Here is a 24,272-nt window from a genome sequence, read left to right on the forward strand (position 1 = left end):
TACATCCTTACAAATAAAATAACAAAGACAACTTATTAAAAAATTCATTTTACTCACATTTACGCGGTAACAGCTCACTATATGAAAATTAGATATTACAACCGAGGTATTTAAAAATGGAAAACTCAACAAACCAGTATCCAACATCTGCCCCCGCACAAGTTCAATCTCATCAACCAGGTGATCAGGAAAAAATGCACCCTGAACCTGAGATAATAAAAAGTACCCATAAAGGTAGCGATAAGCTAAAAGGCAAAGTTGCGGTAATTAGTGGGGGTGATAGCGGTATCGGTCGCTCTGTCGCAGTATTGTTTGCTCGTGAAGGTGCCGATATTGCGATACTTTATCTCGAAGAAGATCAAGATGCCGAAATCACTAAACAACTCGTTGAAAGAGAAGGACAACATTGCCTTTTATTAAAAGGTGATATTTCTGACCCAGATGTTGTAAAACTCGATATTGATAAAGTTCTACAACATTACGGCAAAATTAATATTTTAGTGAATAACGCTGGTGTGCAATATCAACAAAAAGAAATTGAAAGTATTAGTAATGAGCAATTAGAAAAGACATTTAAAACTAATATTTTCCCAATGTTTTATCTTACTAAAGAAGCCATTCCTTATATGGAAGAAGGTGACAGTATTATTAACACCACCAGTATTACCAGCTATCAAGGCCATGATGAGCTCATTGATTATGCAAGTACCAAAGGTGCGATTACGACTTTTACGCGTAGCTTATCGAACAATTTAATGAAACAGAAAAAAGGAATTCGGGTAAATGGTGTTGCACCAGGACCCATCTGGACACCATTAATTCCAAGCAGTTTCGATGCAGAAACCGTTAAAGAATTTGGTAAAGATACCCCAATGGGAAGAATGGGGCAACCAAGTGAAGTTGCTCCCGCCTATCTTTTTCTTGCCTCAGATGATGCAAGTTATATTACAGGTCAGGTCATTCATGTAAATGGTGGTCAAATCGTAAATGGTTAATTCCTAAAATATAAAAAAGCCCTGAAAGTTAAAACTTTCAGGGCTTTTTGTTTTTTAAGCTGGTATGTGGGCAGCTATTGGTTCTCGTGACCAAACACGATGAGCCATAATCAGGTTTTTGAACTTTTCAGCAATCGGCTGGAATTCATCTCCAACTAGAGTGCCTTCATCGGGAACTAAACCTAGCGGTTCAAGTAAATCAGATTTATTACCTAAAAATGCAATTGGTTTTAAATGCTTGTAGGCTTCTAATAGATAATGGCGAGTCACTCCGTCTTGCATGACAGCGTTTAAGTTATCGCCATCAGGAATAATCACTGCATCATACGCAATTGACGGTTCAGCCATTTGCATCCCATCTGCCGTAATAATATTGTCTTGATGATCTTTTACAGGAGCTAAGCTTGGCGCTAATAAATGAAGAGTCACCCCTTCTTTAATTGCCCAGTTTTTCATAGCTTCTAATGCATCAGATTTGACTAAATTATGGATGAGTACTGCAACTTTTCGACCTTGAATATCTTGGGGTGGGAAAGCTAAGAAAGATAATTTAGCCGATTTTTCAACTGCGGTTTTTTTATAATCTAGCGTTAAATCAGGCACTTCAATTCCTAAATTAGCACCTACTTGTCGTGCTAAGTCGAGATCAATATTTGCTAAAATTTGTTGAACTTGACGCTCACGGATGTGTTTTCGTTGCACTTTACTTAACTCAAAAGTATAGGCATCGACCACATGCTTTTGCTCATGAGGGGCAAGGCTCTTGTAGTAAAGGCGCGGTTGTGAAAAATGATCAGAAAAAGTCTCGCTTCTTTGACGAAGTTTATGTCCGCTAATCTGTTCAGGATAGCTTTCAAAACCACCATTTGAAGCAGCAGGTGGCGTTTCGGCTGGCCAATCATTATCAATTGAGTTGGGTTGATATGAAGCCTGCCCTTTATGAATCGTATGCTGGTGAATACCATCACGTTGATTATTGTGGAATGGGCACACAGGTTTATTGATCGGAATTTGATGGAAGTTTGGTCCACCTAAACGGCTTAACTGTGTATCGGTATATGAAAATAGACGTGCTTGTAGAAGCGGGTCATTTGTAAAGTCAATTCCTGGCACAATATGTCCCGGACAGAAAGCCACCTGCTCTGTTTCTGCAAAGAAGTTATCTACATTTCTGTTTAAAACAAATCGGCCAATTGGTGTCACTGGAACCAACTCTTCAGGAATAATTTTTGTCGGGTCCAATAAGTCGAAGTCAAAGTTCATCTCGTCTTCTTCTTCAACAATTTGTACACCGAGTTCCCATTCAGGATAAACCCCATTTTCAATGGCTTCATAAAGATCGCGACGGTGGAAATCTGGATCTTTACCAGCAAGCTTTTGAGCTTCATCCCAAACTAACGCACTTAAACCTTGTTTAGGGGTCCAGTGGAATTTCACAAAATGTGATTTTCCTTCGGCATTAATGAGTCGGAATGTATGAACCCCAAACCCTTGGATTGAGCGTAAATTACGTGGAATTGCACGGTCTGACATAGCCCAAATCACCGCGTGTGCTGACTCAGGTACTAAAGACACAAAATCCCAAAAAGTATCGTGTGCAGTTGCTCCTGTTGGTATTTCTGTATCTGGTTCAGGTTTTACTGCATGAACAAAGTCTGGAAACTTAATCCCATCTTGCACAAAAAACACAGGCGCATTGTTGCCGACTAAATCAAAATTACCCTCTTGAGTATAAAATTTAATGGCAAAACCACGAATATCACGGACCGTATCAGCAGAACCACGTGGGCCCTGCACTGTTGAGAAGCGTACAAAAATTGGAGTTTGAATGGTTGGGTCAGTCAAAAAACCAGCTTTTGTTAAGCGCTCATTTCCTTCATAAGCCTGAAAGTAACCATGAGCACCCACGCCACGTGCATGCACAATACGCTCAGGAATACGTTCATGGTCAAAATGAGTAATCTTTTCTCGTAAAATAAAATCTTCTAATAGTGTCGAACCGCGAATACCTGCTCTTAAACTATTCTGGTTATCAGCAATTTTAACCCCTTGATTTGTGGTTAATGCTTCATTGGTTGCATCGTCTCTGACTGAGTCTAATTGTTCAGTTTTTTGGGTAGTATTGGCTTTATTTGCAGCATCAGCACCAGCCATTTCACTTGTTTTATTTGTTGATTTAACATTATCAGTCATGTTCATTACCTATGTTTTAAAGTTAAACGTGGGGTGAATTAAAAACTTCAAGAGTTAGTTTTGTTAAAGGAACTTAAATATGGAAAAAGGAGCTCGACATATTTACGTGTGCTCCAAAGCCCAATGCTTTTATGGTGTGAATCTGGAGCCAAAAACGGAGTCAGCTTGCATATTTTTATGGCAAGATCAGGTGTCTGACGTATACGCTCTTGGAGCGCATCAAGTTCGCCATCAGAAATATAGCTAAACAGATAATCTTGAATACGCTGGCTATTCTTAAGTTCCCTGCTGTAGGCCAAGTAGTTAGAAGAATGATCAGTACCAGCAATCCAGTCATGAATAATTTGTCGTTCTACAGGGTTAAATACCCCAAACATTTTTCCATTTTCTTCATTAATCATCCGCCAGAACACACTCTGCTCAGGGTCGGTATTCAATTTAATCCATTTGTGATCAATAAGATGTGTGACCAAACCTTTAACGTCTTCTGGGTTTGATAACCATTGGTTAATGGTTTTACATCCAAACTGTCTAGTTTCGTTATGAATAAGCTGCCCCACGAGCGCTTTTCTTTTTAAAATTTTAAGGACTAAATCTTCAAGATTTAAATTTTTAATAATTTTTGAAGAAGAAACACCATGATTATTAAGAGCAAACCCACGTTTTAATTTATTAAAGAAAGCTTCTTTATCTCTGTATTTATCATAAATATTTTCTATAACTTTAATTGCTTTATCTGCATGTCCGTTATCAATGTTATCGATAGTGATGTGCAAATTAAAATATTTAGAATCAATACCCAGTTCAGCAAGTTCATAATTACTGATGAGTAGATGCAGCGGTAGTTGCTCATAACCTAAATTGAAGCCGACAATTTCGGGAATGAACTCTGGTGGAGCATAGCCAAGCGCCAGCTGAATCACAGCATTATGATAGTATTCATCTTCTAAAAGCAGATCAAAACTATCAAGCCCCAGACTACGTAATAAGTCATCATAAATACAGACATGGTTTGCTTTCGGCTCACCGAGTCCCAGCTCTTCTAGATAAGTAATAATAAGGTCATGAAAAACCGGATCGTTCCAGTAGTGAACTGAGCTATAGAGCCATGCACCGTCGACCTTTTTAGTTGGAGAGACCTTAATCAAAAATTCAAATGCCTGTCCGACATTCTGGAAATACTCTCTCTCACCCCCACTTTGTCTACGATTTAGATAAGCCTGAAATAACTCACAATTTTGTTTATTGTCATTTTCACACCATTCTTTAACTGTATTTATAGTTGCAGGAAAATCAATTTCCTTTTGATCTATTTTATCTATTTCTTCATTAAGAAAATCTCTTGCTTTCTTCTCTTTTTCAAAACTAGAAATATCAGGATCAAGGAAAAAAACAAATAATTCGTAATAGTTCTGTTGATTATCTTGTAATAAGTCTAATAATCTTTTTTTCACTACAACAGGCATTTCTATTCTCCTTTAGTGAGATATAAATTACCATACTTTAACTGAACAATAATCCCAGCCTATCTTTGTTATATTACGTTATTAAGAAACAACTCATAATTTTAAAAACTTTATATTTCAACAACATAAAAAATAACACAAACTTACATTCTCATCTTTAGAATAATTTAACTATATGTTTTTATAAAAAATATATAAACAATAAACTATATTTACAATTAACTTACCTTTAAAATTATAAAGACTAAAAACTTAACAAAAAGAAATTAAAAATAATCTTATAAATAAATTAAAAACAATTGTAAGGAGAATACAAATGTTTAACTCATGTTGTAAATTACTAGCACAAGAAAAAATTAAAATCGCTTTTTTTGAAAGTGCTTCGGCAGGTTATTTAGCTTATCGCTTTTCTTTGAGTCCCTATTCAGGTGATATTCTTATTGGTAGCTTGGTCAGCTACGACCTACGTGTCAAAGAAAATACACTTCATATTTCACCAGAACTCATTGAAAAATATACGCCTGAGTCGATGCAAGTCACTGTAGAGATGATCAAAAAAGGTAAAGAACTCTTGAATGCCGATCTTTATATTGCCTGTACCGGGTTATTAAAAAAAGGAGGTTCTGAAACTCAAGAAAAACCTGTAGGTACCTTTTTTTATTCCATTTATTATAAAGATAATTTTTATAATTTCAGACGTATATTTAAAGGATTACCCTATCTTAAACTTAGACAACTGCTTTATTACATTACTCAAGATATAGAATATATAATATTAGATAATAAAAAATAGCTTTCCTTCATAAAAGATAACAAATACATATTTAGAAATGATCATAGCTTTTATTTAACCTCTATGTACCCAAATGTAATTTTAACTATATTCATATTAATTATGTTTAATGATTAAAATTACATTTTATAGAAATCAAGGTTTTATTTAATTTTTAAATTTACATTTAAATATAGGGTAACACCCCAAAGCTATACATTAAAAAATTTCATGTTTAAATGAATCTATCTGAAGCTCTCAGATAAAACACACATCATAAATGATATGAGGTAATTAAAGATGAGCACTACTAATAATCAAGGCAATCAACGCGATAATCAACAGCAACAACAACAGCAAAACGACAACCGTAACAACCAGCAGCAACAAGGCAACCAACAGCAAAACGATCAACAGCAACAAAACAATCAGCAACAACAGCAAAATGACAACCGCCGCCAACAACAAGGCTCTAATCAAAAAGATTCAGGCCAACAAAACTCAAATAACAATAATCAGCAACGTTAATCCGTTGCTGACTTAAATGTCATTTGATGCGGTCATTCATTTTATTTAGGAAGGTGCTCTCACCTTCCTAAATTTAACATAAGCATAAAATTAAATAAGAGAAGAGGAAAAACTGATGACAGATCAAAATACAGACCATACTCGACTAGTAGCTGGCGACCATAATTATTCTGACTCTCGCTGGCGAGAAAGTTATCTTACTCGACCTTATTATCAAGAAGCTCAATTAACTACGCCAGATCTGGATTATGATCGTGACTTTTCTGCAGCTTATGAACTAGGTCACCGTGCCCGTTCAGAATCTAAAGAAGGAACTCAGTTTGAAGATATGGAAGGTAGCTTGCAACAAAAGTGGGAAGAACTCAAAGCTGAATCCCGATTAAAATGGGAACATGCAAAACAAGCCATTAAAGATGCATGGGATGACATGTGACATCCTTAATTGCTCCAAAGCATATAGCTTATTTCCTATTGGCTCTGGGAAATAAGCTTTTTTTTATGGATGTGTGTATTAAACAATACTAACCAATTGATTAATTTTATATTTTAATTTTTTATTATGTTACATACTTTATAGAAAAAAGTTAAGGAAACCCACATAACTATGAATTTCCTTAAATAAAAAATTATGAATTTTTATCTATTTGTTGAGAAGTGGTTGGATCATTAGAGCCATGTGTTCCATCATCATCTGTTGAATTTCGATCTTGGCAAGCGCTCATACCCATGGCGATTGCAACAACCATACTCACTGCACAAAAAATTCTTAACATTGAGGTCACCCTTATAAATCTTAAGATGTAGGCTTATGAATAACATTATCTTATGTTGGCCTACCGCTGTGGTTCTCTTAAGTTTTGTAGGTTGTGCAAGCTTTTGTAAAAATCTAAATAAAATAAATGTTAAAAAATTACTTTTCTTGCAATTGATATTTTAATTAAAATTTGGCAACAGCTATTTATTTAATTACACGATATTCATAAAATCAAAATTTCCCGCTCTTTTTTGACTTATGTTGAAATAAGTCATTACTTGCAAACACTATATAAATAAACAATTAATAAATATTTGATATATAAACATTAAAAATTATTTTTCAACCTCTATTGAACCATTATTTAATATTTTCAATTCTAAATAACTCATTATTTTATTAATGAAAATTTAAAAATATTAATATTTGTTTATATAAACCAATCTTTTATTTTTGCAATTGACCCGCTTTAAGGCTCAGCTTATGATGCTCCGGCTGACCTATTTTGTCAGTCGGTTTTAGCAGACCGTCTACCTAAGCGCACTAAAAACAAGTTTTTTGGTGTGTAGCCCCTCGTGCCTTTGACGGAGGAACGGGAGTGGGACACCTTCGGGTGTGCTGGTTTCTTAGGTATCAGTCTGCTAACCCTCTTTCGTTTCACCACCATAATTAATAGCAGTGATTGGGCGCAACTTCTTTCATCAAGGAGTCTCTAATGACTATTATTTTATATCGTGTTTTTTCTTCTACTCTTCATCACGTTATCTACTTCACTGAAACTATTTTCAAGAAAATATCCTACAGTTTTATGTTTCTGCTTTCCTATCTTTTCAGAGTAAATATTTCCATATTTAACGCTCGATAAAGACTAGAAAATTTCTATAAACATGACTTAACGATAACAACAACCAATGAAGAGCAATAATGATGTTTTTTTTATATCGTATTGTTTTAATCTGCACCCTATTAATAAGTTCTATAAGTTTATTAGGTTGCAGGTCTATCAGTAAAAATGAATTTAATACACATTGTGTTTGGGCAGGTCGTGCACTTTCACAATGCAACTGTATTTATAACTCTTTAGAAAAACATTATTCGCCGCAGTTTGTAGAGAACTTACCCAAAGTAAGCTTACAAAATATTAATGCGAATATGCACTTTGTGGAAACTATGAATGAAACTATGCACCAATGTCAATTAAGCGCAAGAAAAGACTCCATTAACTAACTTTTGCATGCTCTACCAAGAAATCTAAAAAAGCTCTTACGCGCTTAGGGACATATTTATCATGTCCGATCCAGACGGTATGAAATTCTTCTGAAGCCTTGATATTCCAGTCTTCAAGGATTTTGACCAACTGTTTCTGTTCTAAAGCTTTTTTGACTTGGAATTGGTTAAGCTGTGCAATACCAGTACCTGCAAGCGCTAACTGTAAGATGGCTTCTCCATGATTTACCCTTAAAACCTTAGTGGGAGCAAGTGTGATTTCTTGATCGTCTTTTTTAAAAAGCCACGTTTTATTTTGACGTTGGTAACTTACGTCTAAAAGCTGATGTTCGTATAACTCTTCTGGATGCTGCGGACAACCATTCTTTTCAATATATGTAGGTGAACATACATAATGTTTCTGAGTGCTTCCGAGTGAGCGAGCAACCAAATTTGAGCTTTTCAAAGGTCCTGTACGAATTGCGACATCAATTCTTTGCTCAACTAAATTAATGATTTCATCACTCAAATGAGCCTCTAATTCAATTTGTGGATAGCACTCGTTAAATAGAGAAATACAAGGTAATAAAAAGTGTGTCCAATATGAAAGACTGGTATGAATTCTAATTCGCCCTTGCGGTATATGGTTTGCCGTAACTGATTGTTCTAGTTCATCCAGATTATTAAGTATTTGAATACCTTGCTCATAAAATTGGCATCCCTCACTGGTGAGTTGAAACTGACGTGTTGAGCGATTAAGCAACCTAACGCCAAGTCTTTTTTCCAACCGAGAAATTAACTTACTCACCGCAGACGGCGTCATGTCACAAGCTCTTGCGACTGCCGAGAAGCTTCCTAATTCAACTACCCGAATAAAAATTGTCAACTCGCCAGACCGATTAATATCAAAATAGGACATAACAAAATCTATTTATGAATTTCATTCACAAATCTTATTCCGCTTAGGTCGCTATAACAAGCCAGCAATTTGTTTCAAGATAACTTTAATTCGTTTTAAAGAGTTCACGAGATGAAACTTTATCAACCCGCCCTATTCTCTCTTGTTTTATTTACGAGCTTTGCACAAGCAGAAGTACAAAAGAGCCAGTGGGTTACCACTTGGGCAGCTAGCCCACAAAAAGTCTGGAATAAAGATTTCGTTTTCCCGACAAATATTCCAGATCAAATCTCGAATCAGACCATTAAACAAATTAGTCAAATTAGTTTAGGTGGTGAAGCTATTAGACTCGTTTTTACAAATCAATATGGTGATCAACCGCTTTATATTGATAAAACTACCGTGGGGCTAGTCAAAGGACAAAGTCTTAAATCAAAGAGTGCTTATCCAGTTTATTTCTCTGGAAAGCTTAAAGCACAAATTTTACCAGGCAAACAACTGATGAGTGATCCAATCCAGCTCCCTGTTCCAGATCATGCACAGTTAATGGTAAATAGCTTTATTCAAAAGCCCACTAAATTTAAAACTTTTCATTGGGATGCGAAACAAACCAGTTGGCTCATTACGGGTAACCAGACTGCGAACTTAAATACGCCTAGCAGTGCCAAAACCACAACTGCGCGATTATTATTGTCGGCTGTAGAAGTAAAACCGAAGCGTAAAGCCCATGTTGTTGCAGTCATTGGAGACTCCATTACCGATGGAGCAACTGCAACTTTAGATGCAAATACGAGATGGACCGACTTTTTAGCTAAGCACTTATCACCACATCAAGTCGCGGTAATTAATAGTGGAATTTCAGGGAATCGGTTACTTAACGACGGTATGGGTGACAGTGCTTTAGAACGCTTACAAAAAGAAGTATTTCAATATTCAGGTGTGAAAACATTAATTGTTCTGGTGGGTATTAATGATATTTCATGGCCCGGTACTGCTTTTGCACCTAAACAACAAATACCGACTTTTGAAGCACTTACTCAAGGTTATAAACGTGTTGTAGATGAAGCACATCGCCAAGGTATTCAAGTGATTGGAGCAACCTTATTACCATTTTCAGGAGCTTTACCAAATACTCCTCTTGATAACTACTATCAACCGAATAAAGATGAATTACGTCAGCGCATTAATCACTGGATCAGAACCAGCCATACATTTGACGGCGTACTTGATCTTGAGCGAGGTTTAAAAGACCCTAAGCATCCTGACCGATTAAATCCAATTTATGATTCGGGAGATCATTTACATCCGAATGACCGTGGGAATCAACAAATGGCAAATCTGGTTGATGTAAACCAGTTACTCCATAATTAATGTCTAGATACAGGTAGGAATTTGCTTCCTACCTGTATCAATATGGATTAATTCCCCTCTAACTCGACATTAAGTTTTGGTGTAATAGGCTGTTTTTCAGCTGCATATCGTCTTAAAACCATGACGGCGAAAAGCGCTAAAATTGCAGGGATTGCGATCATCACAAAATTCATCTTATGTGGTAACTCTAAACCCAATAACAGGCCCGTTAAGATAGGTCCAACAATAGCCCCAATTCGACCTACACCAGAGGCACAGCCAATCCCAGTAGAACGCACACTTAGTGGATAATATTGTGCAACATAGCTATAAAGAAGAATTGAAGTACCAATCGTTGCAGCTCCTGCAACGGTCACCAAACCATATAAAACATAGGCGGGTGACTTAAAGCCTAAACCGACTAAAGCTAAAACTCCCGCCAATAGCATTCCCATAATTACCGGTTTTAAATGGAATTTATCAGACAAAATACCGCCGCCGATTGAACCGATCATTGCGCCAACATTTAGAGCAAGCAAGAACAAAATACTCTTTCCGAGTGAATAACCTGCTGCCAGCATGAGTTTTGGTAACCAGCTACTTAAGGCATACACCATGAGCAAGCACATAAAGAACACGAGCCAAAACATGAGTGTATTGAAAGCACGGCCTTGTTGAAATAATCCCTTTACAGAACTACCTGTTGGAACATTATCTTCATTAAGCACTAATTGCGTAGTGATCGTTAGGTTTTGTTCAGGCGAAATTTTTTGAATAATGCGCTGTGCTTGCTCAGTCTTACCCGTCTTAACTAAAAAGGTTAAAGACTCAGGTAAAAACTTCCAAATGACAGGTAATAAAAATAATGGAATACCGGCAATTAAAAACATAATTTGCCACCCCTGACTTTCAACCAAATAACTACCGATCAATGCTGAAAGTATTCCCCCAATTGCATAACCACTAAACATACTTCCCACCAAAGTACTTCTTATACGTTTAGGCGCATATTCTGATGTAAGTGCAACTAAATTTGGCATAACCCCACCAATGCCTAGTCCCGCCAAGAACCGAAGTACCCCAAACTCAAGTGGGCTTGATGCAAAAGCACCTAAAAAGGTAAAACCACTAAAAAAAGTCACACAGATTAAAATTACCTTTTTACGGCCTATTTTGTCTGCCAATGTTCCAAAGAACATTGCCCCAAACATCATTCCGCATAGTGCTGTACTTGCTAACATCCCCGCCTGTACAGCTGTTAACGACCACTCTTGCATTAGCAAAGGCAGTACCACGCCATAAATCACCAGATCATAACCATCAAAAATAATAATTAATAAACACCAAAGTAAAATACTCCAGTGAAAAGGGGTAAATCTGGCCTGATCAATAACTTCATTTACATTTAATTTAGATGTTGTCATTTACTCACCTCCTTTGTGAGATAAATTCATATTCAATTTTTTAAAACGACATACTGCACCCTAAAGAAAAAACAAATTATTCAAGGTTTTATTGAATAAATTAAAAGTCATAACTCGCCATCATATTGAAGCGGTTATCAATCCCGTTACGTCCATCAAAAGTTTCTCGTTCGCCATACACATATTCGACGCCCAAGGTAATTGGTTTGTATGGGTTATAAAGTGCATTCACCCAGCCCTGCCAAAGCTCTTTATTTTGGGTGGTGCTATTACGTTGTAATTCGGCAAAACGGTTATCATCTTTGGCTTTCATATAGCCGTAGCCTAAAGTCGAGCGAATTTGCGGTGTAAATTGATGAGTAATACCTAAAGAAACGGTGTCAAATTCATTGCTATGCATATTGTTTTGATCATCTATTGCATAGCCGCTGTTACTCCATAGCAGGAAACGCCCATCTCCTTTGACATGGTAATAATCGGCTTTGAGTAATGTATCGGGCGTAATTTGGTATTTACCGCCCAAGCCTACGCCCCAAGACATTTCTTCATCATTATTCGTTCTCTTTTCGGCAACAAAACTACGTCCGGACAACATCGAGCCATTGGCAAATTTATGATTTAAGCGACCTACCAACGCTGGTAAACGCATTTTATTATCTGGGTCTGAGGTCGCAGTATATTTCGGATCTTCAACCGATATTGCAAAGCTTGTATTTGCCGTTAAGTTATCGCTATAGCGAACTAGCGGTGATCTTAATAATGCACTGCCTACAAATGTGCCTGCATCAATCGTTTCTGGGTAATATTCGGGTGCAATAAATGTTGACCACGTTTGACCGATAAGCCATTTATCAAACGTTAAATAAGCATGGCGTATCCGAAACTGATCACGAGTAGCTGCCCCAAAGAAGTCCATTTCCAGTTTCCCGCCCACATCACCCGCAGCAGTTGGGGTTTTAAAATTCAACCCGAAACGTGTCACATTAACCGTACTGTGCAACTGGTCTTTTTGTGCAGATTCTTCCGGCGTGTTCTCAAGTGGAACACCGCTAATATTGTTATACATCGTAGATGCGCCCTTCATTTGATAAGAAGCATCTGCCCGTATATAACCATATAAGTTAAATTCTGCGCCAGACTTAGTTAACCCTTGTTTTGTAGGCTGAATAGCTTGGGGCGTTGCAGAAGTTGCTAGCTCCACTCGTCCTTGCGATAAAGATTTTTGCGCCTGCATATTGGCTTGTAACATAGCCCGAAGTTCTTTCATTTCTTGGCGAAGTTGTGCTATTTCAGGATCTGTTTGACCAGCCAAAGCGGAAGACATAAACAGGGTCACAGAAACAGCCAACAGGCTTTTTTGAACCGTTGTATTTAAAACTTTCATCATGAAATTTTCCTTTTGATCTTTAAATAGACTTAAAGATCTCGACGTCCTTTTTGTTATGTACCTATCTAAAATAGGTGCTTAAAATTTGCCTTTCTTTCACAAGAAAGACCTTCGATCATATTTTTTTAGACAAAACCTCCCTAAAGCGGCCTGAAAACCACTTTTAATTTGTTTTAAGTAAAGCTAAATCTTCTAATTCTTTTCAGTTTTTATATTCTCTTCCTCATTGAGAATATGCAGGTTTTATATCCGTATTAACGCTTTCCCAAATCCATTATTTTTTTGCAATAAACCCTTGATACGTCAAAATTTGCGTATAAGGATGCACACTTTCAAAACCAGTTTTTTCTAAAAGTTTTATATATCCTTCAGTGGTTAGGCTAAAAAAGTCTTGCGCCATACGCTCTAACATTTTTTGACATTGTTCTTCTGTTAAGCCTTGTGCCAAACATAAATAACGTAAAGCTTGAAGATGCTGTGGATTTACACACGTCATTAAATCGTAGGTCAGCAAAATCGCTTTTTCTTTTAAGCGATCATAAATATCCTTAAAAAAAACAGGTTTTATGTCATCTGCAATAAAATGAGCCACGAGAATAGAAAGTGCAGCATCAAAGCAATTCTCAAGAGCTAAAGCTGACGTTTCACCGTGAACAAAGGTGACTTGAGAAGATTTATCTAAAAGTTCAACCTGTTCCTGAGCTTTTTGCAGCATAGTCAAAGATGGATCAACTGCTGTAAATTTCCAGTTTGGATGACGTTTAAGTAAATATTCGAGTTCATACCCCGTGCCACAACCCACAATTAAGATATGAGCATTTGGCGGCAACACTGATTGCAAAATGGCATCCACCTGTTGATGGATCACTTCATAACCCGGAATTAATTTACGAATATGTTCGTCATATCCTTCGACTACCTTTGGGTTATTAAAGTCTTTTGCCATTTTGCTTATCCTCTATTTAAACTGCCTTTCAACTTATAGTTTGCTGCACTTTGAATGGGCTTACGACTTCTTTAGTCAAAGACATTTCCAGTTAAATTAAGTTCAGCTCGCATAATTTCCTGCAATTTAAACTTTTGCGCTTTGCCTGAAGCAGTCATTGGAAACTCATTAAAGAATCGGACATAACGCGGTACTTTATTATGAGAAATGTGCTCTTTGCAGAATTGGCGAATACTGTCTTCATCAATTTGATGATGGTCATGCAAAATAATACAAGCACAAAGTTCTTCGCCATATCTGGCATCTGGTAAGCCAATGACTTGTACATCGCTTACATCTGGATGGGTATATAAAAAGTCTTCAATTTCTTTTGGAAACAGATTTTCCCCACCACGAATCACCACATCTTTAATACGGCCTTTAATTTTAATAAAACCATCTTGGTCCATTTCGGCAATATCACCCGTATGCATCCAGCCAGCTGAATCAATGACCTCTTTGGTCTTTTCTTCTTCGCCCCAATAGCCAGCCATGACTGAATAACCGCGAACACATAGCTCACCCAAAGTTCCTTGCGGAACAATCTGGCCTTCTAAATCGACAATTTTAATTTCAACATGCGGATGAACATGCCCAACTGTACTTACTCGTTTATCAATCGAATCATTTACCGAGCTTTGCACACTCACTGGCGAGGTTTCAGTCATACCATAACAAATGGTGATTTCAGACATATGCATTCGGTCTATGACACGTTGCATAATTTCACGTGGACAAGGACTACCTGCCATAATGCCTGTTCTTAAGCTCGACAGGTCAAATTCATTAAACTGTTCATGTTCTAAAGTGGCAATAAACATGGTCGGCACGCCATAAGCTGCCGTACAACGTTCTTGATGAATCGCTTTTAAAGTTTCTAAAGGATTAAATACCGCCGATGGATAGACCATGGTTGAACCATGTGTCACACATGCCAGATTCCCCATGACCATGCCGAAACAATGAAACAACGGCACAGAAATACAAACTTTATCTTGAGGGGTTAAACGAATGCCTTCCCCCACGAAATAACCGTTATTTAAAATATTATGATGGGTCAACATGGTCCCTTTAGGGTTACCTGTTGTACCTGAAGTAAATTGGATATTAATGGTTTCATCAAACTGATGTTGCTTCGCTAATTGTTTTAATTGTTCTAGCTGTTCAGAAGTTGGTGTAGTAACTAAATCACTAAAGCGATAAATACCCGTATGTTGTTGATCATCGATTTTAATGACAAATTTTAAATGTGGCAGTCGCGCTGAACTGAGCACTTTATCTGGACTGTTGGCTAACTCAGGGGCAATTTTTGTCAGTAATTCTTGATAATCAGTCGTTTTGAATTGAGAAGCAATAATCAATCCTTTGCATGAGACTTTATTCAACACATATTCAAGTTCATGGCTTTTATAAGCTGTATTTAGATTGACTAAAATAATCCCTGCTTTAAAAGCTGCAAATTGGGTTACCGTCCATTCCACACAATTAGGCGACCAGATCGCTAAGCGATCTCCTTTTTTTAATCCCAATTTTAAAAGGCTACACGCAAAAGCGTTTACTTCATCCTGTAAAGCTTTGTAGGTTAATCGTCTGTTTTGATGGAAACTGACGATTGCTTCCTTTTCTGCATATTGCCAACAGGCCTGATCGAATTGTTCACCAATGGTCATACCCAATAAGGGCTGTGTGCTTGGTCCCGAGGCGTAGCTTAACCGTTCTTGTTGCATTGAATCATTCTCCTTGATTCTTTTAATTCTCTTCTTACCTGATCTAATTGTTGTTACTGCAACTACTTTTCCAAACCGCCTACTTTGTAATGTTTATCCTTTATATGCCCTATTTCTTCTGCACAGCATCTACACAAAAGTCAGCAATCTGTTTTGAAAAATAGTCTTTGTGCGCATGATCAAACTTTGTATTTTGAGCTGGGTCTAGGGGTTCAACCACCACATAGGTCATGGCACCGACAACACACAGTGCTGCTGTATTTAAATCGTCCAAGACAAACTCACCACTTGCATTTCCATCCGCAAGTATTTTTTTAATACTTTGTTTAATCAATTGCTTCACACGAAAACGCTCATGTTCAACCGTTGAATCGACGGGTTCAAACATGAGTGAATATGCAAGCTGAGGACTATTCAGTGCCCGTTTTACAAAGGTTGCCACCGCCTTGTGTAATTTCTGCTTTGCCGATAACTCACTTTCGGTAATCGAATCAATCACCAATAGTTCTGTATTAATAGCCTCGGACAAAACCTCAATCAGCACTTGGCTCTTATTATCAAAGTAGCGATAAACCAGTCCACTAGATACACCCGCTTGCTCTGCAATTGTTTGTATTTGCGCGTCTTTAAATCCTCCCTCTGAAATTATTTTTCTGGCTGAATTCAAAATCGATTTACGATTTTGCTCCATCCGCTCTTGCATTAAAGATGATCGTTTATAGCTCATAATTTATTCTCTAACAAATAAAATGAATTGTAAATCATTTTATGAATCTGTATTCACTTTTTCAAAAAATCATTGTATGGTAATTATCAAATACCCACAAAATATTTTATGGACAACAAATATAACCAATAGGATGAAAATATCATGAACCTACGCAGCTTGAATTTCGGTCTAGATGAAACTTTAATTGCGCTTCAAGATTCGGTAGCCGCTTTTTGTGCAAAAGAAATTGCACCAATTGCCCAACAAGTTGATCAAGACAACAAATTCCCTGCACATCTCTGGAAAAAATTCGGAGATATGGGCCTTTTAGGCATGACGGTTTCTGAAGAATATGGCGGTGCCAATATGGGTTATTTAGCTCATATTATTGCCATGCAAGAAATTTCCCGTGCTTCGGCAGCCATTGGTTTGTCTTACGGTGCTCATTCTAATTTATGTGTAAACCAAATTAACCGTAACGGTAACGAGCAGCAAAAACAGAAATATTTACCAAAATTGATTTCCGGTGAATATGTGGGTGCCCTTGCGATGTCTGAACCGAATGCGGGTTCTGATGTTGTTAGCATGAAATTACGTGCTGAGCAAAAAGGTGATCACTTCGTTTTAAATGGTTCAAAAATGTGGATCACTAACGGCGGTGATGCAGATGTACTCGTGGTTTACGCTAAAACTGATCCGCAAGCTGGCGCGAAAGGCATGACAGCTTTTTTAATTGAAAAAGGCATGAAAGGCTTTAGTCACGGTAACCATTTAGACAAACTCGGTATGCGTGGCTCTAACACTTACCCTCTGTTCTTTGACAATGTAGAAGTACCTGCTGAAAACGTACTCGGCGGCGTGGGTAACGGTACAAAAGTACTGATGAGTGGTTTGGACTATGAACGTGCAGTTTTAAGTGCTGGCCCTTTAGGCATTATGGATGCCTGTCTGGATGTGGTAATTCCTTATTTACATCAACGCGAACAGTTTGGCCAAGCTTTAGGTGAATTCCAACTTATGCAAGGCAAACTTGCAGATATGTATTCAACTTGGTTGGCATGTAAAGCACTCGTTTATGCTGTTGGTGCTGCATGTGATAAAGCCGACCATGACCGCAGCCTACGTAAAGATGCCGCAAGTGCCATTTTATATGCTGCCGAAAAAGCAACATGGATGGCGGGTGAAGCAATCCAGAGTCTAGGCGGCAACGGTTATATCAATGAATTCCCTGCTGGCCGCTTATGGCGCGATGCAAAACTTTATGAAATTGGTGCCGGAACTTCTGAAATTCGCCGCATGCTGATTGGCCGCGAACTTTTCAATGAAACCAAATAATAATTATAAATAAGGACGCATCTTATGAACCAATTACAAAGCAAGATTAATGTTCGAAGCGAAGACTTCAAAACAAACCAGCAAGCCATGCAAACATTGGTCACAGATCTCAAACAAGTTGCCCAGCGTATTGCTTTAGGCGGCGGTGAAAATGCCCGCCAAAAACATCTGGCTCGAGGTAAACTTTTACCCCGTGAACGTATTGATCAACTGATTGATGTCGGCACGGCATTTTTAGAAATTGGTCAATTGGCAGCGTACAACGTTTATGAAGATGATGTTCCTGCCGCAGGTGTGATTGCAGGTGTTGGTCAAGTCAACGGCATCACTTGCATGATCGTTGCCAACGATGCAACGGTTAAAGGCGGAACGTATTATCCCCTTACAGTTAAAAAGCATCTACGTGCACAAGAAATTGCTGAACAAAATCACTTGCCTTGTATTTATTTGGTGGACTCAGGCGGTGCCTATTTACCAATGCAAGATGAAGTCTTCCCAGACCGTGATCACTTCGGGCGTATTTTCTATAATCAGGCACGCATGTCGAGCCTAGGGATTGCCCAAATTGCTGTGGTGATGGGTAGCTGTACCGCAGGTGGTGCTTATGTTCCTGCCATGTCTGATGAAACCATTATTGTCCGTAATCAAGGTACGATTTTCTTAGGTGGCCCTCCTCTTGTAAAAGCTGCAACGGGCGAAGTGGTGAGCAGTGAAGATTTAGGTGGTGGTGATGTTCACACACGTCTTTCAGGTGTGGCAGACCATTTAGCCGAAAATGATGAACATGCGATTGCCATTGCACGAAACATTGTCGCGAACTTAAATAAAAAGCCAAATGAGTTAAACAAGCAAATTGAGGAGCCACTGTTTGATGCATCAGAACTCTATGGCGTAGTTCCAAGTGATGCACGTAAACCTTTTGATGTACGTGAAGTGATTGCCCGTATTGTAGACGGCTCTCGTTTTGATGAGTTTAAAGCACGTTTTGGTTCAACACTGATTACTGGTTTTGCCTCACTCTATGGTATGCCAGTCGGGATTATTGCCAATAACGGGATTTTATTTTCTGAGTCTGCGCAAAAAGGTGCGCACTTTATTGAACTATGCACACAGCGCAATATTCCATTGTTATTCCTACAAAACATTACGGGCTTTATGGTTGGTCGCCAGTATGAAAATGAAGGGATTGCAAAAAATGGTGCAAAACTGGTTATGGCAGTTGCAACCGCAAATGTACCAAAACTTACCCTAATTATTGGTGGTTCATTTGGTGCAGGTAACTACGGTATGTGTGGCCGCGCTTATTCACCACGCTTTTTATGGACTTGGCCGAACTCTCGTATTTCAGTGATGGGCGGCGAACAAGCAGCGAGCGTACTCTCGACTTTAAAACGTGATCAGATTGAGCAAAAAGGTGCCCAGTGGTCAGCACAAGAAGAAGATGAATTTAAACAACCGATTCGTGAACAATATGAACGTCAAGGCCATCCATACTATGCTTCTGCCCGCCTTTGGGATGACGGTGTCATTGACCCAGCTCAAACTCGTCAGGTACTTGGTTTAAGCCTTGCCGCCGCTATGAACGCTCCAATCCAGCCAACCAAATTTGGCGTGTTCCGCATGTAAGAGGTGTATATGAGCTATCAATTTTTACAACTCGAACAACAAGGTCAGGTTGCCTATATTTGGCTGAACCGCCCTGAATTGCACAATGCATTCAACACCACAGTCATTGAAGAGCTGCATGCTTGCTTTAAACAAATCAATACACGTGATGATATTCGTGTTGTAGTTCTAGCTGGTCGCGGCAAAAGCTTTTCGGCAGGTGCCGACCTCAACTGGATGAAACAGGCAGGTCAGGCATCTTCAGCAGAAAATGAAGCAGATGCATTAAAACTTGCGCAAATGTTGGATGCACTTGCAACGCTAAAACAACCGACTATTGCTCGTGTACATGGCATTGCCTTTGGCGGCGGTATGGGCTTGGCATCGGCATGTGATATTTGCATTGCCAGTACTGATGCTAAGTTTGCGACATCTGAGGTTCGTTTAGGACTTGCTCCATCTACCATTAGTCCCTATGTAATTCGTGCGATTGGCGCAAGACAAGCCTCTCGTTACTTCTTAACTGCCGAGCGAATTTCAGCACGTGATGCCAAACACATTGGTTTGGCGCACGAAGTAGCAGATGCCGAAGACTTAGATAAAAAAGTTCAAGAAATTATTGATGCTCTATTACTCGGTGGCCCGCATGCTCAAGCGGCATCAAAACAACTCATTCAAATGGTAAGCAACCAGACCATGAGCAATGACTTGCTACAACAGACAGCACATCATATTGCTCAAGTTCGTCAAGGCAGTGAGGCCAAAGAAGGTCTGAGTGCCTTTTTAAATAAGCAACAGCCTGCTTGGGTTTCTAATTCGAATAACAACAATTAAGGACGGTCATCATGTTTGAAAAGATTTTAATTGCGAACCGTGGCGAGATTGCTTGCCGTGTGATTCGTACAGCTAAAAAATTAGGGATTGCAACGGTTGCTGTTTACTCAGATGCAGATGCAAACGCGCAACATGTCAAACTTGCAGATGAAGCAGTTTATATTGGCCAGTCCCCTGCAACCCAAAGTTATTTACAAGCTGACCGCATTATTCAGGCAGCAATTGATACGGGCAGCCAGGCTGTTCACCCGGGCTACGGCTTCCTTTCTGAAAATGACCAGTTTGCACTCGCTTGCCAACAACACAATATTTGCTTTATTGGCCCACCAGTGGATGCCATTTTAGCAATGGGCTTAAAAGCGACCTCTAAAGCTTTAATGGAAAAAGCAGGTGTTCCTTTAACACCGGGTTATCACGGAACCAACCAAGATGCCGACTTTTTAAAACAACAGGCAGACCGAATTGGCTATCCTGTTTTAATTAAAGCCAGTGCCGGCGGTGGTGGTAAAGGCATGAGTCTGGTTGAACGCAGTGAAGATTTTCTGCATGCCTTAGCCTCTTGTAAACGTGAAGCCAAATCGAGCTTTGGTAATGATGATGTCTTGATTGAGCGTTATGTGATTCAACCACGCCATATTGAAGTCCAAGTTTTTGGCGATACACATGGCAACTACGTGCATTTATTTGAACGTGACTGCTCTGTACAACGCCGTCACCAAAAAGTGCTAGAAGAAGCTCCTGCACCACAAATGCCAAGCGAGAAGCTCGATGCAATGCGCCAAGCTGCAATTGATGCTGCACGAGCGGTAAATTATGTCGGTGCCGGTACGGTTGAGTTTATTGTGGAACAAGACGGTACGGCGTATTTCATGGAAATGAATACCCGCCTACAAGTCGAGCACCCTGTCACCGAAATGATTACAGGTGAAGACTTGGTTGAATGGCAACTTCGTGTGGCTTATGGCGAACCTTTACCTAAACTACAAAACGAATTGCAGATTCACGGACATGCGCTCGAAGCACGGATTTATGCTGAGGAACCTGAAAAAGGCTTTTTACCTGCCATTGGTAAAATTGACTATCTGCACTACCCAACGCAAAACCAATATGTGCGTGTAGATAGCGGTATTGTTGAAGGCGATGAAATCACGACCTATTACGACCCAATGATTGCCAAACTGATCGTATGGGGCAAAAACCGTGAAGCTGCGCTTATTCAAATGCAAAATGCTTTAAGCCAATTCCATGTGGATGGCTTAGGTAACAACATTGCCTTTCTTGAAAAAATTGTACGCAGCGAATCGTTTAAACAAGCCAAGCTTGATACCAACCTGATTCAACGTGAACAAAACTTCTTGTTTAATCCTGAAGAGATCAAACCTGAACTTGTGGTGGTAGCAGCATTTATTGAGTTTCTAAGCAAACTTAATAACAACAGCTCAAGCCAAAAACAGCTTTGGCAGGCTCAGCCGCTTTGGCGTTTAAATATTGCCTATCAGCACAGTATTAAACTGAATTACTTAACTCAAAATATCCAAATCAAGTTTGCCTCAAATGAAGATGGCTTCACCGCAGAATATAATGGGCAAAGCTACCCGATTTCTGGTCAATTGCTTGATGCGCATACGGCGTCTGTTCAAATTGGTGGGACTCAGCAAAAACTGTCTTTTAACCAAAGTCAGCAAGGCATTACCTTGTTCCAAAATGGACAAAGCTATAAGTTTGCTTATATTCGCCAAGACTTTAATCAGGCAGATAGCCAAGCCGATGAAGGCCACCTAAAAGCACCAATGCCAGGTGTGGTCACTCAAGTACTTGTGAGCGCAAATCATAGCGTGAAGAAAGACGATATTTTAATGACGCTTGAAGCCATGAAAATGGAATATACCATCCGTGCCCCTAAAGATGGCGTAATTGTAGACTCCTACTTCCAAGTTGGTGATCAGGTCAAAGCTGGCGATGAGCTTGTAGAATTTCAGCCTGCTCAGGAGGAAGTTGCATGAGTGAGTTTGTCAAAATCGTGGAGGTCGGTCCCAGAGACGGCCTCCAAAATGAAAAGCAGGCTTTGACTGTCGAACAACGCTTAAACTTTATTAATGACCTTATTAATGCAGGTCTGAAATCGATTGAAGTCGGTTCATGCGTTTCGGCAAAATGGGTACCTCAAATGGCTCAAAGTGATGAGCTATTTAAGCTGTTACCCCAAACAACTGATGTGCAATTTAGCCTGCTCACTCCAAATATTAAAGGTTTTGAAACTGCTCAAGCAGTAAGATGTAAAGAGGTTGCGGTGTTTACCGCAGCTTCTGAAAGCTTTACCCGTAAAAATATTAACTGCTCAATTGACGAAAGCTTTGAGAAATTTAGCGATGTCATGAGCGCGGCAAAAGCACATAACATCCGTGTACGTGGTTATGTCTCTTGCGTTGTCGACTGTCCTTATGAAGGTGCAATTGCCCCTGAGCAAGTGGTGAAAGTTGTGAAACGGCTCTATGACATGGGCTGCTATGAAGTATCTTTAGGTGAAACCATTGGTACAGCAACACCAGATCGCGTTCAAAAGGTTTGGCAAGCATGCCTCGCTGAACTCGACAGCAAGGTTTTGGCTGGGCATTTTCACAATACCTACGGCATGGCGATTGCCAATATTTATCAGTCTTTACAACAAGGTATTCGTGTTTTTGATTCGTCTCTTGCAGGACTTGGCGGTTGCCCTTATGCCAAAGGAGCCTCAGGTAATGTATCGACCGAAGATTTGTTTTATTTGCTGTCGCACATGGGGTTTGAAACGGGCATTGACTTAGAGAAACTGATGCAAGCCAGCCAAAATATTAGCCATGTATTAAACCGAAAAAGCTTGTCGAATTATGCAAATGCTTATTGGCAAACCAAGTGTGCGTAGTCATAAATTAAAATAGCTCAGCATCTGGTATAAAGCTTAATATTAGGCTGAGTACCAGATTATCACGTCTAATCTTTATCTCATTCTGTTCAGGATTTGGGATTAAATCCCTCATGCAATTTTTTTAAAATCTATTATTTATCTCTGTATTAAATGCCTCTTTCAAAAGAAGCATTCTCTACCCTATTTTTGTTCTAAATCCGTATTATTCTTCATCCTTTTTCAATTGTAGTCCTTAAAAATTTATCTGATTATTTATAAAAATAAGATGCATCCATTTCAATTCTTGGGGAAATATATTCTTCCACCCAATCTAACCATGCACGTGTTTTGGCATCGATAAAATGGCGTGAAGGCAACAAGGTATAAACTCCGATGTCGGGTGAACGCCACTCTGGCAAGATATGACATAATCTTCCATTTTGAACCGCATCTAAAGCCGAAAACATCGGTAATAACGCGATGCCCATATCCTGTTGCACCACATCTAATAATAACTCAGGGTTATCTGCGATGAGTTGCCCGCCAATGTCGATTTGGTAAGACTCACCACTTGTATTTAATAAGTGCCAATCTGGTGTAATAGACGGGTTTACCAAGCGTAAACAGGCATGATCTTTTAAGTCTTCAGGGGACTCAGGCACACCATGTTTTTCTAGGTAAGCAGGTGATGCACATAAAACAGAAAAAATAGTGCCAATTCTACGTGCAACAAAACGAGAATCTGTTAATGATTCGGTCAGATACAGACTGACATCCACCCCTTTTGCCAACAAGTCTGGAACGTACTGTGAAGTCGTATATTCCACGGTTAGTTCAGGGTAATGCTTACAAAACTCGGCCATCACTGGAAAAACATAATGATGCCCAAAGCTTCCCATGCTTAATACACGTAAACGGCCTTTGGGTTTAGATGCTGTTCCTGTTACTTCCGACTCCGCTTCATCCACCATTGAAATGACTTGACGACAGCGTTCTGCGTAAGTCGCACCAATATCGGTCAGTGCCTGCTGGCGCGTTGAGCGTTGTATTAATTTTGTACCTAAGCGTGTTTCTAGCTCGCTGATAAGACGTGAAACCTGTGCTGTGGTCAGATCCATCTGCTCAGCTGCTGCTGTGAAACTCCCGCTATCAATCACTTTCAGGAATGCATGCATTGCATGCAATAGTCCACCATCGAGATTTTTGCGCATAACGTAAAT

At 39.1% G+C, this 24,272-nt stretch carries 21 protein-coding genes; 11 read left to right on the plus strand and 10 right to left on the minus strand.

The annotated features are described in order from the left end of the window. The first annotated feature begins 116 nt into the window (after positions 1-116). Positions 117-995, plus strand: coding sequence for an SDR family oxidoreductase (locus AAC388_RS10875; RefSeq protein ID WP_342370588.1), 879 nt, complete (start codon positions 117-119; stop codon positions 993-995). A 54-nt stretch (positions 996-1,049) separates the two neighbouring features. Here AAC388_RS10875 and katE read toward each other — a convergent pair whose 3' ends face one another. After that, positions 1,050-3,194 carry a catalase HPII gene (gene katE, locus AAC388_RS10880; RefSeq protein WP_080759762.1) on the minus strand — a complete coding sequence of 715 codons (2,145 nt, stop codon included), beginning with the start codon at positions 3,192-3,194 and terminating at the stop codon, positions 1,050-1,052. A gap of 41 nt (positions 3,195-3,235) precedes the next feature. After that, positions 3,236-4,654, minus strand: a complete 1,419-nt coding sequence (locus AAC388_RS10885; protein WP_227061302.1) for an iron-containing redox enzyme family protein — start codon at positions 4,652-4,654, stop codon at positions 3,236-3,238. 316 nt (positions 4,655-4,970) lie between these two features. Here AAC388_RS10885 and AAC388_RS10890 point away from each other — a divergent pair, with 316 nt between their 5' ends. The 3 genes from AAC388_RS10890 (at position 4,971) to surA1 (ending at position 6,387) form a co-directional block, all read left to right on the plus strand. Further along, a complete protein-coding gene (locus tag AAC388_RS10890; protein WP_032062686.1) occupies positions 4,971-5,447 on the plus strand; it encodes a CinA family protein in 477 nt (158 codons plus the stop codon). Positions 5,448-5,726: 279 nt separating this feature from the next. Next, positions 5,727-5,954 (plus strand): hypothetical protein, encoded by a 228-nt coding sequence (locus AAC388_RS10895; protein ID WP_032062687.1) that lies wholly within the window; start codon positions 5,727-5,729, stop codon positions 5,952-5,954. Positions 5,955-6,069: 115 nt separating this feature from the next. Further along, complete coding sequence (gene surA1, locus AAC388_RS10900) at positions 6,070-6,387, plus strand: surface antigen protein 1 (RefSeq protein ID WP_033850237.1); 318 nt, start codon at positions 6,070-6,072, stop codon at positions 6,385-6,387. Positions 6,388-6,580: 193 nt separating this feature from the next. On the opposite strand, the gene AAC388_RS10905 is transcribed toward surA1, so the two are convergent. Continuing rightward, on the minus strand, positions 6,581-6,727 hold the full coding sequence (locus AAC388_RS10905; protein WP_171265353.1) for a hypothetical protein: 147 nt from the start codon (positions 6,725-6,727) through the stop codon (positions 6,581-6,583). A gap of 905 nt (positions 6,728-7,632) precedes the next feature. Here AAC388_RS10905 and AAC388_RS10910 point away from each other — a divergent pair. After that, on the plus strand, positions 7,633-7,935 hold the full coding sequence (locus AAC388_RS10910) for a hypothetical protein (RefSeq protein WP_016806122.1): 303 nt from the start codon (positions 7,633-7,635) through the stop codon (positions 7,933-7,935). On the opposite strand, the gene AAC388_RS10915 is transcribed toward AAC388_RS10910, so the two are convergent. Beyond that, the gene (locus tag AAC388_RS10915) at positions 7,928-8,833 is read right to left on the minus strand and encodes a LysR family transcriptional regulator (protein ID WP_342370589.1); all 906 of its coding nucleotides are present in this window, start codon (positions 8,831-8,833) and stop codon (positions 7,928-7,930) included. The two genes, AAC388_RS10910 and AAC388_RS10915, sit on opposite strands and share 8 nt — an antisense overlap. Before the next feature lie 111 nt (positions 8,834-8,944). On the opposite strand from AAC388_RS10915, the gene AAC388_RS10920 reads away from it, so the two are divergent. Beyond that, complete coding sequence (locus AAC388_RS10920; RefSeq protein WP_342370590.1) at positions 8,945-10,183, plus strand: SGNH/GDSL hydrolase family protein; 1,239 nt, start codon at positions 8,945-8,947, stop codon at positions 10,181-10,183. A gap of 47 nt (positions 10,184-10,230) precedes the next feature. Here the strand turns inward: AAC388_RS10920 and AAC388_RS10925 are convergent, their stop codons facing one another. From AAC388_RS10925 to AAC388_RS10945, 5 genes are all read right to left on the minus strand, one after another. Next, a complete protein-coding gene (locus AAC388_RS10925; RefSeq protein WP_005802478.1) occupies positions 10,231-11,586 on the minus strand; it encodes an MFS transporter in 1,356 nt (451 codons plus the stop codon). A gap of 100 nt (positions 11,587-11,686) precedes the next feature. Further along, complete coding sequence (locus tag AAC388_RS10930; RefSeq protein WP_342371575.1) at positions 11,687-12,970, minus strand: DcaP family trimeric outer membrane transporter; 1,284 nt, start codon at positions 12,968-12,970, stop codon at positions 11,687-11,689. Positions 12,971-13,247: 277 nt separating this feature from the next. Next, entirely contained in the window at positions 13,248-13,919 is a 672-nt protein-coding gene (locus AAC388_RS10935; RefSeq protein ID WP_342370591.1) for a class I SAM-dependent methyltransferase, read from the minus strand. 71 nt (positions 13,920-13,990) lie between these two features. Then, positions 13,991-15,685: an AMP-binding protein gene (locus tag AAC388_RS10940; RefSeq protein ID WP_342370592.1), complete on the minus strand. Its 1,695-nt coding sequence runs from the start codon at positions 15,683-15,685 to the stop codon at positions 13,991-13,993. A gap of 109 nt (positions 15,686-15,794) precedes the next feature. Further along, a complete protein-coding gene (locus AAC388_RS10945; protein ID WP_004793061.1) occupies positions 15,795-16,412 on the minus strand; it encodes a TetR/AcrR family transcriptional regulator in 618 nt (205 codons plus the stop codon). Positions 16,413-16,556: 144 nt separating this feature from the next. Here AAC388_RS10945 and AAC388_RS10950 point away from each other — a divergent pair, with 144 nt between their 5' ends. The 5 genes from AAC388_RS10950 to AAC388_RS10970 are packed head-to-tail and all read left to right on the plus strand — an operon-like array spanning position 16,557 to position 23,070. Continuing rightward, entirely contained in the window at positions 16,557-17,729 is a 1,173-nt protein-coding gene (locus AAC388_RS10950; RefSeq protein ID WP_005076583.1) for an isovaleryl-CoA dehydrogenase, read from the plus strand. 24 nt (positions 17,730-17,753) lie between these two features. Then, positions 17,754-19,355, plus strand: a complete 1,602-nt coding sequence (locus AAC388_RS10955; protein ID WP_342370593.1) for a carboxyl transferase domain-containing protein — start codon at positions 17,754-17,756, stop codon at positions 19,353-19,355. A gap of 9 nt (positions 19,356-19,364) precedes the next feature. Next, positions 19,365-20,168, plus strand: coding sequence for an enoyl-CoA hydratase/isomerase family protein (locus AAC388_RS10960; protein WP_017399124.1), 804 nt, complete (start codon positions 19,365-19,367; stop codon positions 20,166-20,168). Positions 20,169-20,179: 11 nt separating this feature from the next. Further along, positions 20,180-22,171, plus strand: coding sequence for an acetyl/propionyl/methylcrotonyl-CoA carboxylase subunit alpha (locus AAC388_RS10965; RefSeq protein ID WP_342370594.1), 1,992 nt, complete (start codon positions 20,180-20,182; stop codon positions 22,169-22,171). Further along, positions 22,168-23,070, plus strand: coding sequence for a hydroxymethylglutaryl-CoA lyase (locus AAC388_RS10970; protein ID WP_342370595.1), 903 nt, complete (start codon positions 22,168-22,170; stop codon positions 23,068-23,070). Before AAC388_RS10965 ends, AAC388_RS10970 begins: the two co-directional genes overlap by 4 nt. Positions 23,071-23,321: 251 nt before the next feature. Here AAC388_RS10970 and AAC388_RS10975 read toward each other — a convergent pair whose 3' ends face one another. Continuing rightward, complete coding sequence (locus AAC388_RS10975) at positions 23,322-24,263, minus strand: LysR family transcriptional regulator (RefSeq protein ID WP_086376486.1); 942 nt, start codon at positions 24,261-24,263, stop codon at positions 23,322-23,324. Positions 24,264-24,272 lie beyond the last annotated feature (9 nt).

The sequence above is a fragment of the Acinetobacter sp. D009 genome, from assembly GCF_038562025.1.
GTDB lineage: Bacteria > Pseudomonadota > Gammaproteobacteria > Pseudomonadales > Moraxellaceae > Acinetobacter > Acinetobacter pittii.

Excerpts from the sequence above, each read along its gene's own strand:
- AAC388_RS10935 (WP_342370591.1), bottom strand. The coding sequence starts at position 13,919 with ATGGCAAAAGACTTTAATAACCCAAAGGTAGTCGAAGGATATGACGAA.
- AAC388_RS10895 (WP_032062687.1), top strand. The coding sequence starts at position 5,727 with ATGAGCACTACTAATAATCAAGGCAATCAACGCGATAATCAACAGCAA.
- AAC388_RS10920 (WP_342370590.1), top strand. The coding sequence starts at position 8,945 with ATGAAACTTTATCAACCCGCCCTATTCTCTCTTGTTTTATTTACGAGC.
- AAC388_RS10955 (WP_342370593.1), top strand. The coding sequence starts at position 17,754 with ATGAACCAATTACAAAGCAAGATTAATGTTCGAAGCGAAGACTTCAAA.
- AAC388_RS10960 (WP_017399124.1), top strand. The coding sequence starts at position 19,365 with ATGAGCTATCAATTTTTACAACTCGAACAACAAGGTCAGGTTGCCTAT.
- AAC388_RS10885 (WP_227061302.1), bottom strand. The coding sequence starts at position 4,654 with ATGCCTGTTGTAGTGAAAAAAAGATTATTAGACTTATTACAAGATAAT.
- AAC388_RS10875 (WP_342370588.1), top strand. The coding sequence starts at position 117 with ATGGAAAACTCAACAAACCAGTATCCAACATCTGCCCCCGCACAAGTT.
- AAC388_RS10945 (WP_004793061.1), bottom strand. The coding sequence starts at position 16,412 with ATGAGCTATAAACGATCATCTTTAATGCAAGAGCGGATGGAGCAAAAT.
- AAC388_RS10965 (WP_342370594.1), top strand. The coding sequence starts at position 20,180 with ATGTTTGAAAAGATTTTAATTGCGAACCGTGGCGAGATTGCTTGCCGT.
- AAC388_RS10970 (WP_342370595.1), top strand. The coding sequence starts at position 22,168 with ATGAGTGAGTTTGTCAAAATCGTGGAGGTCGGTCCCAGAGACGGCCTC.
- surA1 (WP_033850237.1), top strand. The coding sequence starts at position 6,070 with ATGACAGATCAAAATACAGACCATACTCGACTAGTAGCTGGCGACCAT.
- AAC388_RS10905 (WP_171265353.1), bottom strand. The coding sequence starts at position 6,727 with ATGTTAAGAATTTTTTGTGCAGTGAGTATGGTTGTTGCAATCGCCATG.
- AAC388_RS10950 (WP_005076583.1), top strand. The coding sequence starts at position 16,557 with ATGAACCTACGCAGCTTGAATTTCGGTCTAGATGAAACTTTAATTGCG.
- AAC388_RS10910 (WP_016806122.1), top strand. The coding sequence starts at position 7,633 with ATGATGTTTTTTTTATATCGTATTGTTTTAATCTGCACCCTATTAATA.
- katE (WP_080759762.1), bottom strand. The coding sequence starts at position 3,194 with ATGAACATGACTGATAATGTTAAATCAACAAATAAAACAAGTGAAATG.
- AAC388_RS10975 (WP_086376486.1), bottom strand. The coding sequence starts at position 24,263 with ATGCGCAAAAATCTCGATGGTGGACTATTGCATGCAATGCATGCATTC.
- AAC388_RS10940 (WP_342370592.1), bottom strand. The coding sequence starts at position 15,685 with ATGCAACAAGAACGGTTAAGCTACGCCTCGGGACCAAGCACACAGCCC.
- AAC388_RS10925 (WP_005802478.1), bottom strand. The coding sequence starts at position 11,586 with ATGACAACATCTAAATTAAATGTAAATGAAGTTATTGATCAGGCCAGA.
- AAC388_RS10890 (WP_032062686.1), top strand. The coding sequence starts at position 4,971 with ATGTTTAACTCATGTTGTAAATTACTAGCACAAGAAAAAATTAAAATC.
- AAC388_RS10930 (WP_342371575.1), bottom strand. The coding sequence starts at position 12,970 with ATGAAAGTTTTAAATACAACGGTTCAAAAAAGCCTGTTGGCTGTTTCT.
- AAC388_RS10915 (WP_342370589.1), bottom strand. The coding sequence starts at position 8,833 with ATGTCCTATTTTGATATTAATCGGTCTGGCGAGTTGACAATTTTTATT.